At 55.5% G+C, this 13448-nt stretch carries 16 protein-coding genes; 10 read left to right on the top strand and 6 right to left on the bottom strand.

The features are described from left to right. The first annotated feature begins 136 nt into the window (after nucleotides 1–136). From MJA45_RS17505 to MJA45_RS17490, 4 genes are read left to right on the top strand one after another with little or no spacing between them, the layout of a single operon-like run. Nucleotides 137–1078: a metal ABC transporter substrate-binding protein gene (locus MJA45_RS17505; RefSeq protein ID WP_315603191.1), complete on the top strand. Its 942-nt coding sequence runs from the start codon at nucleotides 137–139 to the stop codon at nucleotides 1076–1078. A 35-nt stretch (nucleotides 1079–1113) separates the two neighbouring features. Further along, the gene (locus tag MJA45_RS17500) at nucleotides 1114–1908 is read left to right on the top strand and encodes a metal ABC transporter ATP-binding protein (protein WP_315603190.1); all 795 of its coding nucleotides are present in this window, start codon (nucleotides 1114–1116) and stop codon (nucleotides 1906–1908) included. Further along, entirely contained in the window at nucleotides 1909–2715 is an 807-nt protein-coding gene (locus tag MJA45_RS17495) for a metal ABC transporter permease (protein ID WP_315603189.1), read from the top strand. It begins immediately after the preceding gene. A 14-nt stretch (nucleotides 2716–2729) separates the two neighbouring features. Next, the gene (locus MJA45_RS17490; protein ID WP_315603188.1) at nucleotides 2730–3443 is read left to right on the top strand and encodes a cytochrome c biogenesis CcdA family protein; all 714 of its coding nucleotides are present in this window, start codon (nucleotides 2730–2732) and stop codon (nucleotides 3441–3443) included. Between the two features lie 49 nt (nucleotides 3444–3492). On the opposite strand, the gene splB is transcribed toward MJA45_RS17490, so the two are convergent. After that, nucleotides 3493–4554: a spore photoproduct lyase gene (gene splB / locus MJA45_RS17485; RefSeq protein WP_315603187.1), complete on the bottom strand. Its 1062-nt coding sequence runs from the start codon at nucleotides 4552–4554 to the stop codon at nucleotides 3493–3495. Between the two features lie 197 nt (nucleotides 4555–4751). Here splB and mntR point away from each other — a divergent pair, with 197 nt between their 5' ends. Next, entirely contained in the window at nucleotides 4752–5174 is a 423-nt protein-coding gene (mntR, locus tag MJA45_RS17480) for a transcriptional regulator MntR (RefSeq protein ID WP_315603186.1), read from the top strand. 133 nt (nucleotides 5175–5307) lie between these two features. Next, nucleotides 5308–6252, top strand: coding sequence for a patatin-like phospholipase family protein (locus MJA45_RS17475; protein WP_315603185.1), 945 nt, complete (start codon nucleotides 5308–5310; stop codon nucleotides 6250–6252). A gap of 27 nt (nucleotides 6253–6279) precedes the next feature. Here MJA45_RS17475 and MJA45_RS17470 read toward each other — a convergent pair whose 3' ends face one another. Beyond that, entirely contained in the window at nucleotides 6280–6555 is a 276-nt protein-coding gene (locus tag MJA45_RS17470; RefSeq protein ID WP_315603184.1) for a hypothetical protein, read from the bottom strand. A 25-nt stretch (nucleotides 6556–6580) separates the two neighbouring features. Further along, a complete protein-coding gene (locus MJA45_RS17465) occupies nucleotides 6581–7516 on the bottom strand; it encodes a DUF1385 domain-containing protein (RefSeq protein ID WP_315608049.1) in 936 nt (311 codons plus the stop codon). 292 nt (nucleotides 7517–7808) lie between these two features. Here MJA45_RS17465 and aroQ point away from each other — a divergent pair, with 292 nt between their 5' ends. The 4 genes from aroQ to MJA45_RS17445 are packed head-to-tail and all read left to right on the top strand — an operon-like array spanning nucleotide 7809 to nucleotide 11238. Further along, nucleotides 7809–8255, top strand: a complete 447-nt coding sequence (gene aroQ, locus MJA45_RS17460) for a type II 3-dehydroquinate dehydratase (protein WP_315608048.1) — start codon at nucleotides 7809–7811, stop codon at nucleotides 8253–8255. A 6-nt stretch (nucleotides 8256–8261) separates the two neighbouring features. Continuing rightward, nucleotides 8262–9335, top strand: coding sequence for a M24 family metallopeptidase (locus MJA45_RS17455; RefSeq protein ID WP_315603183.1), 1074 nt, complete (start codon nucleotides 8262–8264; stop codon nucleotides 9333–9335). A 32-nt stretch (nucleotides 9336–9367) separates the two neighbouring features. Further along, nucleotides 9368–9925 carry an elongation factor P gene (gene efp, locus MJA45_RS17450; protein WP_315603182.1) on the top strand — a complete coding sequence of 186 codons (558 nt, stop codon included), beginning with the start codon at nucleotides 9368–9370 and terminating at the stop codon, nucleotides 9923–9925. 56 nt (nucleotides 9926–9981) lie between these two features. Beyond that, nucleotides 9982–11238, top strand: a complete 1257-nt coding sequence (locus tag MJA45_RS17445; RefSeq protein ID WP_315603181.1) for an aspartate kinase — start codon at nucleotides 9982–9984, stop codon at nucleotides 11236–11238. Nucleotides 11239–11247: 9 nt separating this feature from the next. On the opposite strand, the gene MJA45_RS17440 is transcribed toward MJA45_RS17445, so the two are convergent. From MJA45_RS17440 to MJA45_RS17430, 3 genes are all read right to left on the bottom strand, one after another. Beyond that, nucleotides 11248–11706 carry a DUF441 domain-containing protein gene (locus MJA45_RS17440; protein ID WP_315603180.1) on the bottom strand — a complete coding sequence of 153 codons (459 nt, stop codon included), beginning with the start codon at nucleotides 11704–11706 and terminating at the stop codon, nucleotides 11248–11250. Between the two features lie 119 nt (nucleotides 11707–11825). Continuing rightward, nucleotides 11826–12578 carry a 2-phosphosulfolactate phosphatase gene (locus tag MJA45_RS17435; RefSeq protein WP_315603179.1) on the bottom strand — a complete coding sequence of 251 codons (753 nt, stop codon included), beginning with the start codon at nucleotides 12576–12578 and terminating at the stop codon, nucleotides 11826–11828. A 5-nt stretch (nucleotides 12579–12583) separates the two neighbouring features. Beyond that, nucleotides 12584–13375, bottom strand: coding sequence for a phosphosulfolactate synthase (locus MJA45_RS17430; protein WP_315603178.1), 792 nt, complete (start codon nucleotides 13373–13375; stop codon nucleotides 12584–12586). Nucleotides 13376–13448 lie beyond the last annotated feature (73 nt).

Genomic DNA, 13448 nt, shown 5'->3' with positions numbered 1-13448 from the left:
GCTTTTTTGTTATTCCCAGGCATAACATTAAATCGTAATCATTATGATTTATATTGACACCGGCGGAATGGCGGGCTTATAATGCTCCTTGTAAATAAAAATGATTACGATTAAGAACGGATCGGAGTGACCATCCTTGAAACGAACTTATCCTTTTATCTTTCTTCTGCTGCTACTCTCGGCGGCCGCTTTAACCGGATGCGGCAAGGGAGCCGGCCAAGCCCAGCTTCAGGAAGGGAAAGTCAATGTGGTGACAAGCTTTTATCCCCTGTACGACTTTGCCGGCAAGATTGGGGGAGACCATGCGAATGTGATCAATCTGGTACCGGCGGGGGTCGAGCCGCACGACTGGTCCCCGAAGAGCAATGATATCCGGCTGATGACGAAGGCGGAAATGCTGGTATACCAGGGAGCCGGCTTCGAGGGCTGGGTGGACGATTTTCTTCAGAGTCTTCCGAAGGACAGCAAAGTGAAGGTCGTGGAAACGAGCAAGAGTGTCGAACTCATGAAGGATCAGGAAGAAGCCCATTCCGGTAGTGAGGAGCACGGGCATGAAGGAGTGGATCCCCACGCCTGGTTAAGTCCCGCTAACGCAAAGAAGATGGCAGGCGCTATCAAGGACGGCTTTATCCAGGCCGATCCGGCCCACAAGGCGGATTACGAAGCGAATTTCGCCGAGCTTTCGAAGAAGTTCGACGCCCTTGACGCCTCTTACCGCGATTCTCTGTCCAAGGTGCCGCGCAAGGAGATTGTCGTCTCCCACGATGCCTTCGGGTACCTCTGCCGCGATTACGGCTTGACCCAGAAGGCCATCATGGGGCTGTCTCCGGATGCGGAGCCTACCTCTCAGGATATGAGAATGGTGAATGCATTCATTAAAGAGAGCGGAGTGAAATATATATTTTTCGAGGAGCTTGTTTCCGACAAAACAGCCAAAACGCTTGCCAAGGACGCCGGCATTCAGACGCTCGTGCTGAATCCTCTCGAAGGGTTGACGGAGGAAGAGGTTAAGGCAGGGAAGGACTATTTCGGCGTCATGGAGACGAATTTGCAAAATTTACTGAAAGCTTTACAATGAAACTACGATTCCACCAGAAAAAGGAGCGGGTCCCTATGGCCGGTACTTCGGCCCGAGACTGCCACCAGCATGTCATCGAAATCGAAGATTTGTCCTTCTCTTATGAAGATAAACAGGTAATAGATCAATTGGATTTTTCGGTTCTCCAGCGGGATTTCGTCGGTCTGGTCGGGTCCAACGGAGCCGGCAAAACGACGCTTCTGCGGATGATCGTCGGCCTCATCAAGCCCCAGAAGGGAACCATCCGTCTCTTCGGAGAACCGGTCGGCCGGTTCAAGGACTGGGAGCGGATCGGCTATGTCCCCCAGAAGAATAACTTCAACCCCCTCTTCCCGGCGACCGTCCGGGAAGTCGTCATGTCGGGGCTTTACGGGCGCAAGAACATGTTCCGCCGGTTGAACCGGGAGGATTCCGCCAAGTGCAGCGAAGCGCTGCGGGTGATGGGGATAGAGGATCTGGCGGACCGGAGGATCGGCCAGCTGTCCGGTGGCCAACAGCAGCGTGCCTTTCTGGCGCGGGCGCTGATCAACAACCCGGACCTGCTCATTCTGGACGAGCCGACGGTAGGGATCGACGCGGAGACGCAGGAGGGCTTTTTCCACCTGCTGCGGCATATGCACCATCACCACGACATTACCTTCCTGATGGTGTCCCACGACAGGGAGGCCCTGCAGTCTTACCTGGGATCGGAGCCGGTCCAGTCGGCCGGGAAGCTGAAATTTTATGTGAAGCATACGCACGATCCGGAGGATTGCGGGGAAACAAGCCTGTCCCATGCTCTTTCGGATTTAAGAGGCTACGAAGAAGTGCTGCAGGGGAGTGTGCGGTAAGTGGAGATTTTTTCGGACGCTTTCTTCGTCAGGGCGCTGATTGGGGGCATCCTGATCGGCATAACCGCCCCTCTGATGGGAATCTTTCTCGTGCTGAGGCGCTTGTCGATGATAGGAGACACGCTGGCTCATGTTTCCATTGCCGGCGTCGCCCTCGGCTTTCTGATCAATGTCTACCCGGTTGGGGTCGGCCTTGTTTTCGCGGTGCTTGCCTCGTTTGCCATCGAGCGGCTGCGCAAAGCCTACAAGACGTATGCCGAGCTTTCCATTGCCGTGATCATGTCAGGAGGGGTGGCTCTTGCTACTTTCCTGTTTACGCTCGGCAAAGGCTTTAACATTAACGTATACAGCTATTTGTTCGGCAGCATCTATACGCTTGACCGGCTGGACCTGTGGATGGTGGCGGGAGTGGCCCTCCTGGTCATTGCAGTGGTTCTTCTGAACTTCAAGGAGCTCTTCCTGATGTTCTTCGATGAAGACGCGGCAGCGGTCAGCGGCCTTCCCCTCCGGTTCTATAACATCATGATCACCGTTCTCACCGCGCTGGTGATCAGCGTAGCCATCAAGATCGTCGGCGCCCTTCTGGTGTCTTCGCTCATCACCATCCCGGTGGCGGCGAGCCTCGTTGTGGCCCGGAGCTTCCGGCATTCGGTGGTCATGGCCGTTCTTTTCTCGGAGCTGGCTGTGATCGGGGGGCTGATTCTCGCCGGGGTGGCCAATCTTGCTCCGGGAGCGACCGTCGTCCTTCTCTTGATCGCCATTCTCATGATGGCACTGGTGCTGCGCAAAGGCTTGCGAATTTGGTAGCAGAGGAGTAACCCATGGAACAGGTCAATATCTGGATCGCCTTTCTGGCAGGGATCGCTTCCTTCATTTCTCCCTGCTGTCTGCCGCTGTATCCGTCTTATCTTTCCTACATTACCGGAATATCCGTCAATCAGATCAAGAACGGGGACAACAAAAAGGAAGTGAGGTTGGCGACGCTTACCCACTCCCTGTTTTTCTGTCTCGGCTTTTCGGTTATCTTCTTCAGCCTTAGCTGGGCGGCCGGCTTCGTGGCGGACTTCTTCAAGGATAACCGGAATCTGATCCGCGAGCTGGCCGCTCTGCTGATTCTGCTGATGGGCCTGTTCATGCTTGGCATCTTTCAGCCGCAGTTCCTGATCAAGGAACGCAAGCTGAACATGAAATGGAAGCCGGCCGGGTACCTCGGTTCCTTCCTCATTGGAATAGGCTTCGCTGCAGGCTGGTCCCCGTGCGTAGGCCCGATCCTATCGGCCATTCTGGCGCTTGCCGCCACGCAGCCGGATGCCTGGCTGCCTCTCATTACGGCGTATTCCCTCGGCTTCGCCATCCCGTTTATGGTGCTGGCGTTCTTCATCGGATCGACCAAATGGATCCTGCGTTATTCGTCCGTCATGATGAAGATAGGCGGGGCCGTGATGATCGTGATCGCCATTCTTCTCTATACGGACCGGATGACCCAGATCACGATCTGGTTTAACAGCCATACGCCGGATTGGCTTAAGTTCTAGGTCCTTCCGGGGGTTATTATCCCCGTATGCAAAGTCACCGGATAAGGCATCAGGTGAAGTAATCGATGTGGGCTTCCGGAAATTTCTCAAAGATTTGTTCCGTGATGAATTCCCTTAACGCTTGGGCCTGTTCATCCGGGTACACGTATTTGCCCTGGCCCCAGCGGCCCCATTTGTACTTGCGCTTCGCCTCGTCCATCTCGAGCTTGGTTTTCGGGTAACGCTGGAGGATGACGTTTTTGGCCGTTTTGGTAAAGCGGTGCTGAATCAGTTCGAATGTGAGATCCTTTACGGCTTCGGCCGGAAGGGTCTCTTTCAGCTTCTCGAACAAATGACGGTACCCGTCCTCCCAGCCCTCATGCCAAATAATGGGGGCGACGATGAAGCCGAGCGGGTATCCGGCATGCGCTACCTTGCCCGCGGCGGTAATCCGGTCGGCAAAGGAGGAGGTGGCCGGCTCAAAGTTCTTTATGACATAATCGGCATTCACACTGAAGCGGATGCGGGTATGCTTGTTGTGATTCAGGTTCAGCAAAGGCTCGACATGGTGAAATTTGGTCACGAAGCGCAGCCTTCCGTAATCCTGCTTCGCCATGAATTCAATCAGCTCGGCGAGGGAACCGGAAATATGCTCCAAGCCGACGGGATCGGAGGTACAGGCGGCTTCGAACCGGGTAATCTCCGGAATCCGTTCGTCGATATACTTCTGGGCGGCCTCCAGGATCTCATCCGTGTTCACATAGACCCGGATATAGGGCTTCGCCCCGAGGGTGGTCTGCAGGTAACAATAATGGCAATGGGCCATGCAGCCGGTGGCAATGGGGATGGCGTATTCGGCGGACGGCTTCGATTGATCGAACTTCAGCGTCTTGCGGACCCCGACCACCAGCGTGCGCTTGGCGATCCGGTATTTCTCCAGGTCGGTTTCTCCGGGCAGGTTCGTAATCCGGTTGTGCGAGGTGGTCATCCGAATAGGCAGCCCTTTCTCCTCGGCCCATTCTTTAATCTTCTTTCCCTTTGGATAATTCAGCGCATCGGGTTCAAAATAGACCAGCTCCGGCACGAAGACCTCTAAGCTTTTGGGCGGCCGGCTGAGCAATTCGGTTGCCATGGAGGCTTCTCCTTCCTGCGGATGATCGGCATCGGCTGTGCTTTTTCTGTGCTTAGTTTGCGTCAGTCGGGGCGGAGGCACACGTGGCAAAATCAAGGCTTATCCGGCCGCTGAAGGGAGGGGGTTGGCTTGCACTGCCTAGGGGAATGGTTTATCATACTTAGAGTGCAAGGAAGCAGATTAAGGGGGAAAACGGGATGGCAACGCCGAGCATGGAAGATTATTTGGAGCGGATCTACAAGCTCATCGACGAAAAGGGCTACGCGCGGGTATCCGACATCGCGGAGGGCCTTGAAGTCCATCCATCCTCGGTTACGAAGATGATTCAGAAGCTGGACAAGGACAATTACCTCGTCTACGAGAAGTATCGCGGCCTCATCCTCACCTCGAAGGGCAAGAAAATGGGCAAACGGCTCGTCGACCGGCATCACCTGCTCGAAGAGTTCCTGACCATGATCGGTGTCCAGGAGGAGAACATTTATAAAGATGTGGAGGGAATCGAGCATCACCTGAGCTGGGATTCCATTACCTGCATCGAAACGCTTCTCGAATATTTCCGGAGAGACCCGGATAGGGCGGCCGAACTGCTGAGAATCCGCTCGGAGCTGGATACGGACTAAAGGGAAACACCTGCTGGACAAGCGGGTGTTTTTTTGTTGCCCGGATTAAGCCTCCAGGAATAACCCGAGGCTAGCGCCTCATAAACTGTACAACCGACAAGATTCGGGAGAAAGCACGAGAGGCGGGGATCGGGTGGAGGTGAATGCGGTTTTTCAAGGCGGCGGGGTCAAAGCGATCGGACTGGCGGGAGCGGTATGCGAAGCGCAAAGAAGGGGGATTCGGTTCGTCCGGACCGCCGGAACCTCCTCCGGGTCCATTGTGGCTGCGCTGCTGGCCGCCGGTTACACCGGAGAGGAATTGAAAACGATCATCATGCAGACCCCTTTCTCTTCCTTCCTGCAGAAGAGCTTCCTTCATGAAATCCGCTGGATCGGGCCCGCCGTCCGCTTGCTGTTGAAGAAAGGATTGTATTCAGGGGAGAAGCTGGAGCAGTGGATATACGAGCTGCTGGCGGCCAAGGGAGTCCGGACGTTCGGGGATCTTCCGGCGGATCACCTAAAGATCATTGCCTCGGATATTACCCAAGGAAAGCTGCTCGTCCTCCCGCAGGATATCGGCAAATACGGCATTGACCCCAACCGGTTTACCGTGGCGAAGGCGATCCGCATGAGCACGAGCATTCCTTATTTTTTCGAGCCGGTCATTATCCGCAAGCGCTTCAAGAAGGAGGAACCCTCGGTTCCGTTTCGCGACCAGTTCGTCTATATCGTGGATGGAGGAATCCTGAGCAATTTTCCGCTTTGGCTGTTTGACGACGAAACAAAAAAAACCGGCAGGCGGCTGCCTACACTGGGTTTTCAGCTGGTGGGGCGGGGAAAGGGAGAGCCGCACCGGATCGTGGGCCCGCTGTCCATGTTCCATGCCCTGTTCTCCACCATGATGGATGCTCATGACGAGCGGTATATTGAAGAGCATAACCGTTCCCGTACCATCAAGATCCCCGCGCTCGGGGTCGGAACGACCGATTTCAGCATTGTTCCCGAGGCGAGCCTCGAGCTGTTCGAATCGGGAGTTAAGGCGGCGGATAAGTTTTTCTGCCGGTGGTCGTCCGCCCGCTACTGGTCGATGTATGGGTAATGAAAAAGGCTGGTTGGAGGGAACGGCTTAGTGGTATTTGGGAGTCTTGTCATCCATGCTGTCCTTGTTACCGGGAATAACTCGGAACGGGGACGTTTTTCTTTTCTTAGGGGACGCAGCCGTCGGACGGTAGGCGGAGGTCCGGTAAGCCTTCTGCATGCCTCTGGCGGGCAAAAACTTGTAGAGCAGAAAAATGCCCCCCAACACGATAATCGGAATCAGGAAATTCCCTACATTGAAGATCAGCCCGACCGCCGCCAAACCGAAAATGACATAATCCTTAGCTGAAAAGCGCCTTCTCATGGGACGTCTCCTCCTCTTTGGTGCATTATTTGGTCAATTGGGTGTCCAGCTCCCTCATTCGGTTGAAGGAAGCGATGGAGACCTCCACCTGCTCATCCAGCGGCTCCTTGGTCGTCAGCTTCTGCAGCCATAGACCGGGATAGCCGAGGTAACGGAGGATAGGGATGTCCCTCAGGGCATTGGTGGCACGAAGCGCCTCGTAAGAAACGCCGATGACGACAGGCAGCAGGATGACGCGCTGGATCACACGCTCCCACAGGTTGTCATAATGAAGGAACGAGTAAATGACCACACCGATGAGCACAGTCAGGATGATGAAGCTGCTTCCGCAGCGGTAGTGAAGCGTGCTGAATTTCTGAACGTTCGGCACGGTCAGCTCCACGCCGGCCTCATAAGCGCTGATCACCTTGTGTTCGGCTCCGTGATACTGAAACAGCCTTTTGATCACGGGCGTCAAAGAGATGATATAAATATAAATAACCAAAAACAAAATTTTTATAACGCCTTCGACCAAGTTGTGAAGGATGCGGCCGGCTCCCTGGTTGCTCCATTGATTGCTGAACAACAGCTGTTCGATGACAGCAGGAACGATCGTGAAAATCAATTTCCCGAAGACGAAGGACAGAACCCCGACGACGGCGACTCCCAGGATGAGCGAGAGACGGCTGGTAAGGGAAGGCTTCTCCTCTTCCTTGTTTGCCGCCCCATCCCCGTCCTCATCTTCCGCAAACTGCTCGGCGGAGAAGTTAAGGTGCTGCGCTCCCTTGGCACTGGATTCGATAATAGCGACGAGTCCCCGCAGGAACGGTATTTTTTTGAGGGTGCGGAGCCAGGATATTTCCTTCTTCGGCACCTCCAGAAAGGCAATTTCGTCATTCTTGCGGCGGACCGCCGTCACGTTCACCGAGCGTCCCGCGAACATAACGCCCTCGATGACCGCCTGGCCGCCGTAGATATTCATGTTGGTTTGTGACAAGCCTTTTCACCTTCTTTGTCTATTATAGGAATATTGTAACGGTTTCGTCCCTTTAATTCCATAAGTTTTGTTGGTTGGAGCAGGGGGATGGAGGGGAACCTGCCAATGTCTGGTTCCTTGGAGATCCTTCCGGCGGTGGCGGCTTCTCCCTGATGGATTCCTGTTTCAAAAAGGGGAATCTTATGGTAAAATGTCTACGTTAAAATAACCCCTTCCATCCGGATGGGGGTTAATGATGTTTATGACGGCTTACGCCTGGCGAAGATGGGTGAAGAACTTGAAGAAAATTTTGGTTTTGCATGGACCGAACCTGAATATGCTGGGGTTGAGGGAGCCTGGAATTTACGGCACCGACACGCTTGAGACGATCGAACGGAACTTGTCCAGGCTGGCTGAAACGCTTGGCGTGGACCTCGAAAGCTTCCAATCGAACCACGAGGGAGCGTTGATTGACCGGATTCACGAAGCTTACGGGACGAAGGACGGGATCCTGATCAACCCGGGAGCCTTTACCCATTACAGCTATGCGATCCGGGATGCGCTGGCCGCCGTTCAGCTTCCGGCGATAGAGGTTCACCTGTCCAACATTCACAAAAGGGAAGCCTTCCGCCATACGTCTGTCATTGCTCCGGTTGTCATCGGCCAGATGGCCGGCTTCGGGGCGTACGGCTATGAGCTGGGGTTGCTGGCCCTGCATCGCCATCTTTCGGAGAACGGGGGTTAGATTCCATTGGAAAAGCAGAGATTAGCGCGTCTGAGACAAGAAATGGAGCAGCAGAGGCTGGAAGCCATTCTGATCACCAATCCATACAACCGTAAGTACATGACCGGGTTTACCGGCTCGTCGGGGTACGGACTCATCACGGCGGACCGGGCGTATCTCCTGACAGACTTCCGTTACATGACGCAGGCCCCCGCGCAGGCGGTGGAGTACGAAGTGGTGGAGCATGAGGCGAAGCCGATGGCCACGGTGAAGAGCCTCCTCGGGCAGCTGAACATCAAACGGCTCGGCTTCGAGCAGAACTCCGTCACCTTCGGAACGTACGCTTCCTATGCCAAGGACCTGGCAGGCATCGAGCTCGTCCCGGTGGACGCCCTCGTGGAGAAGCTGCGGATGTACAAGGATGAGAGGGAAATCCAGATCATTCAGGAAGCCGCCGATCTGGCCGACCGGACCTTCTCTTACGTGACGGGTATTCTCAAGCCCGGAATGACGGAGGAAGAGGTCGCTCTCGAGATGGAGTTCTTCATGCGCAAGCATGGGGCGACGGGAACGTCGTTCGAAACGATCGTCGCTTCCGGCGAACGCTCGGCCCTTCCCCATGGCGTGGCCAGCGGACGGACCCTGAAGGGCAACGAATTCGTCAAATTTGATTTCGGAGCGCTCTACAAGGATTACTGCTCCGATCTTACCCGCACGGTGTGCCTCGGCCAGCCGACGGATAAGCACAAAGAGATTTACTCCATCGTTCTTGACGCCCAGCTTAACGTTCTCGACAAGCTGAAGCCCGGGATGACCGGCCGGGAAGGGGATGCCCTTGCGAGGGACATCATCGCGAAGGCGGGCTACGGTGACTATTTCGGGCACGGAACGGGCCACGGAATCGGGATGGAGATCCATGAAGCTCCGCGGCTGTCGTTACATAGCGACATGGTTCTGGAGCCGGGCATGGTGGTGACCGTGGAACCGGGCATTTACCTTCCCGGCTTCGGCGGGGTTCGCATTGAGGACGATGTGGTGATCACCGACAGCGGGATCCGCATCTTGACCCAATCGTCCAAAGCTTTTACTGTTATTGATTAAGATCAGGCTACCATACTTAGGAGGTTATCCCATTGATTTCAGTTAACGATTTTAAAACAGGCTTGACCATTGAAGTGGAAGGCGACTTGTTCTCGGTATTGGATTTCCAGCACGTGAAGCCGGGGAAAGGCGCGGCCTTCGTCCGCTCCAAGCTGAAGAACCTCCGCAACGGAAACACGGTGGAGAGAACGTTCCGCGCCGGTGAGAACGTGGTCCGCGCTCATGTGGAGAACCGCGAAACGCAGTATCTGTACTCCGCCGGAACCGAACACACCTTCATGGATACCGAAACCTACGATCAGTTCCAGCTCGAGACGAAGCAGCTCGAATGGGAGCTGAAATTCCTTAAAGAAAATATGAACGTTAACATCATCAGCTACCAGGGCGAAATTCTGGGCATCAACCTGCCTAACAGCGTAGAACTGAAGGTTACCGAAACCGAGCCGGGTGTGAAGGGGAACACCGCCCAAGGCGCTACCAAGAACGCAACATTGGAAACCGGCTTGACCGTTCAGGTTCCGCTCTTCATTAACGAAGGGGACGTGCTGCTCATCGATACCCGCGAAGGCAAGTACATCTCCCGGGCGTAACGGACGGCAGCCGACTAGTCAGACAGCAAGCAACATGGGGTGGGGAGGTTTTACGGTTGTCTTTGATTGTGATGAAGTTCGGGGGGAGCTCCGTAGGAGATGCCGAACGGATGAAGCGCGTCGCAAAACGCGTAGCCGATAGGAAAAAGGAAGGTCACCGCTGCGTGGTCGTTGTTTCGGCCATGGGGGATACGACCGATGACCTGATTGATCTGTCCAAGCAGCTTTACGACGGGGCGCCGCCCGTGCGTGAGATGGACATGCTTCTCAGCACGGGAGAGCAGGTGTCCATTGCTCTTCTGTCGATAGCCATTCAAGGACTCGGCGAGAAAGCCGTGTCGTATACCGGCTGGCAGGCCGGAATGCTGACGGAAGAGGTACACGGGAAAGCTAGAATTACGGAGATCAAACCGGACCGCGTTGTCCAAGCGCTGGATGACGACAATATCGTCATCGTGGCCGGCTTCCAGGGGATGACCGCGGATGGCCAGATCACGACGCTTGGCCGGGGCGGTTCCGACACGACGGCTGTGGCTCTCGCCGCGGCAATTAACGCGGATCTATGCGAGATCTATACCGATGTGGACGGGGTATACTCCACGGACCCTCGTGTCGTGAAGGTTGCCCGCAAGCTTGCGGAAATTTCGTATGACGAAATGCTGGAGCTGGCGAACCTGGGCGCCGCGGTGCTGCATCCACGGGCCGTGGAGTATGCCAAGCATAACAATGTGGCATTGGTCGTCCGGTCCAGCTTTACCCACAACGAAGGCACGTACGTAAAGGAGGAAGCAGTCATGGAGCAGGGGATGGTCGTACGCGGCATTGCCTATGACAAGAATGTGGCCAGAATCAGTCTTTTGGGGGTGCCGGAGAAAACGGGGCAGCTCGCTGTCGTCTTCGGTGCCTTGGCTAAGGCTCAGATTGACGTTGACATCATCGTGCAAAGCGGGGTTGTCAACGGCATGGCCGATACGTCCTTTACCGTTTCCTTGAACGATGTGGAGAAAGCGAAGCAGGTGCTGGAATCCATCCGGCCCGAAGTAGGCTTCCGTGAGGTAACCTCCGAAGGAAACCTGGTTAAGGTTTCCATTGTGGGAGCCGGAATGGTCAGCAACCCTGGCGTTGCCGCCACTATGTTCGAAGCCATTTCCGCCCTTGGAATCAGCATCAATATGGTGAGCACGTCCGAAATCAAAATGTCCTGCGTCATCGACAATAGCCGTCTGAACGAAGTGATTCAGGCGCTTCATTCGGCTTATGGTCTCGATACGCAGGAGCAGGCCTTTGTCGGCGGCCCTTCGGAACGCCGCTAAGAGACTTTGCTAGACTTTAAAAAGAAATTGAAAAATCTTCAAAAGAAGTGCGGTAATCCCGGCGGCCATGAGTGGGCCGACCGGGATTCCTCGCATAAAGACGATTCCAAAGATAGAACCGATGACAAGACCCACAATCAGCTGTGGGTCTATTTTTAGCAGCTCCAGCCCTTTTCCGTTCATGTAAGTGGCGATGGCTCCTCCGGTCAAGGCGAGAATGCCGGGCCACGTCGTGAAGACCGGGGTGACATCCTTTAAGGAAATGCGTTCGCTCGCAAAGGGAACGAGCACCCCCATGGTCAGGAACAAGAGGCCGAGCTCGAGCCCCCGTCTTTCAATCGTCGGCAGGTAGCGGTCCAGGCTGAGCAGCTTGATGACCAGCAGGATGCACGAGGCTGTCGTGATGATGTTGGAGCGGCCGATAAGCCCGATGATGATAAGAAGAAGGAGCAGAATGTTTCCGTTCATTGAAAGATCTCCTTGTCCGTGCAGCTTGCTTTGGCCGCCGTTTCCGGCATGCCAAGCCTGCGTCTCCCTAAAGTTTATGTGGGACAAGGAGAACTAGAACGGTTTCTCCGCTGGTCCGTTCAGGAGAGAGCGTAACGGACCAGCTGGCCGTCTTTAAGAACCGGCACGAGGTTATACTGGTTCAGCCTCGCACAGTACAGAACATCGTCGCGGTAGCCCAGCTTGGTCAGCCGGACCCCGTTGGCGCAGGCCAGCAGCGTTTCCTCCAGCCGGTCCTTAAGAGACAAGGAGCACTCGAGCATGGCTTTGCCGAAATCGTTAAGCTCGAGCTTCCCATCGGCCAGGACCGCCAGCTCCTGAAGCAGAAAGCCGGCTCCCAGGCCGTCTTCGAGCGAGAAGTTATCCTGAGTCCCCGAGCACAGCACCATGACATCCTTACGAAGCTCCCACACCGCCTCGGCACATGCTCTTGCATTCAGGAGGCTGGCCGCGAGAACATGCCGGGCTTTAAGCGATTTCTGAATGGCCCGGGTGCCGTTCGTCGTGGTCATGACCACCCGCCGGCCCGATATATACGATTCCATATATTCAAAGGGGGAATTCCCCAGGTCGAAGCCGGGAATCCGCCGGCAGTTTCTTTCCCCTCCCAGCAGATCCTCTTCCCGGCGCACCGAAACCGCCTGCTGGACCGTTTCTACCGGTGCCACTCCGCTGGAGCCGAAGGCCAGAGCCGTGACCATGTTGCTCGTTGCCCGGAGCACGTCGATGATGACCGCCGTTTTATGAACAAATTCATCGGACCGGGCTTCACTGATCCCGGAGATGACTTCCACGCGCATGGCGTCCTTCAACCTCCCGCAGGTCTGATTCATATTCCTTAATAAACGAACGTATCCGAACGTAGCCCCCGCCGCAAAGCCTCGAGCGAAAGCACATCCGCGGCGGCGATATTGCCGAGGTTCAGATCATGACCGAGCATCTTCAGAAGATGGACCTGCTGCTCCTTCTGGGGAGCTTCCCACAATAAGAGAGTCGGTGCCGGAATTCGCTCCATCACGTGCAGCACCTCATGGTCCCGGCACTTGCCGTTCTCATCGAAGATTCCCACGCCCGTACCGGACTCCCGAGCCTCAATGGTGACGAGCTCCGCCCCGGCCCGGATATCCCCGTTCACCGTTTCCACCAGCTCTTCGACCTCCAGCATGGAGCCCCAGCACTTTTTGCCGTATTCGGTATAGACCGTCAGCCCTCTCTCCAGCCCCTTGGCAATAAGCTCATCCCGCGTCCTTCGGTCCATCTCGATCGTTCCGTCAGAGATTTCCACCGCATTGAACCCGAATTCGACTACCGAGTCGAGGTACGAGTCCGCTACGCCTCGCGCCACCGCAGCCTCCAGGAAGGTCCCTCCCGGATAAATGACCAGTCCTTTTTGGCGGGCGGAACGGATTTTATGGGTCAGCAGGCCGGTCGGGTACAGTGGAGCGGTTCCGAAGCCGATTTTGATCATATCGATATGGGCCGCCGCCGTTTCGAGCAGGTCTTCGAATGCGTGCCGCCCAAGCCCTTTGTCAATGACCATCGTTTTGCCGCTTGCTCTCGGTTTCTCCTCCCGCGATTCCGTAGGGTCGAGAAGAATCGGCGGCCAGCATGGAGCTGGACATTCACTCATGAAAAAATCGCCTCGCTTTATGGGTTCCAAGATGCCACATCATATGCAAGGACAATCGCCTGGGTTCCCTATG

The sequence above is a fragment of the Paenibacillus aurantius genome (genome assembly GCF_032268605.1).
GTDB classification, from domain to species: Bacteria; Bacillota; Bacilli; order Paenibacillales; family NBRC-103111; genus Paenibacillus_AO; species Paenibacillus_AO aurantius.
Note: the sequence above shows the minus strand (reverse complement) of the source record. Positions and strands in the feature narration are given on the sequence as shown.

What these genes read in the sequence shown, in the direction of transcription:
- MJA45_RS17490 (WP_315603188.1), top strand. Translation starts at nt 2,730, where the DNA reads ATGGAACAGGTCAATATCTGGATCGCCTTTCTGGCAGGGATCGCTTCC.
- MJA45_RS17440 (WP_315603180.1), bottom strand. Translation starts at nt 11,706, where the DNA reads ATGAACGGAAACATTCTGCTCCTTCTTCTTATCATCATCGGGCTTATC.
- MJA45_RS17435 (WP_315603179.1), bottom strand. Translation starts at nt 12,578, where the DNA reads ATGAATCAGACCTGCGGGAGGTTGAAGGACGCCATGCGCGTGGAAGTC.
- MJA45_RS17500 (WP_315603190.1), top strand. Translation starts at nt 1,114, where the DNA reads ATGGCCGGTACTTCGGCCCGAGACTGCCACCAGCATGTCATCGAAATC.
- MJA45_RS17430 (WP_315603178.1), bottom strand. Translation starts at nt 13,375, where the DNA reads ATGAGTGAATGTCCAGCTCCATGCTGGCCGCCGATTCTTCTCGACCCT.
- mntR (WP_315603186.1), top strand. Translation starts at nt 4,752, where the DNA reads ATGGCAACGCCGAGCATGGAAGATTATTTGGAGCGGATCTACAAGCTC.
- splB (WP_315603187.1), bottom strand. Translation starts at nt 4,554, where the DNA reads ATGGCAACCGAATTGCTCAGCCGGCCGCCCAAAAGCTTAGAGGTCTTC.
- MJA45_RS17465 (WP_315608049.1), bottom strand. Translation starts at nt 7,516, where the DNA reads ATGAATATCTACGGCGGCCAGGCGGTCATCGAGGGCGTTATGTTCGCG.
- MJA45_RS17470 (WP_315603184.1), bottom strand. Translation starts at nt 6,555, where the DNA reads ATGAGAAGGCGCTTTTCAGCTAAGGATTATGTCATTTTCGGTTTGGCG.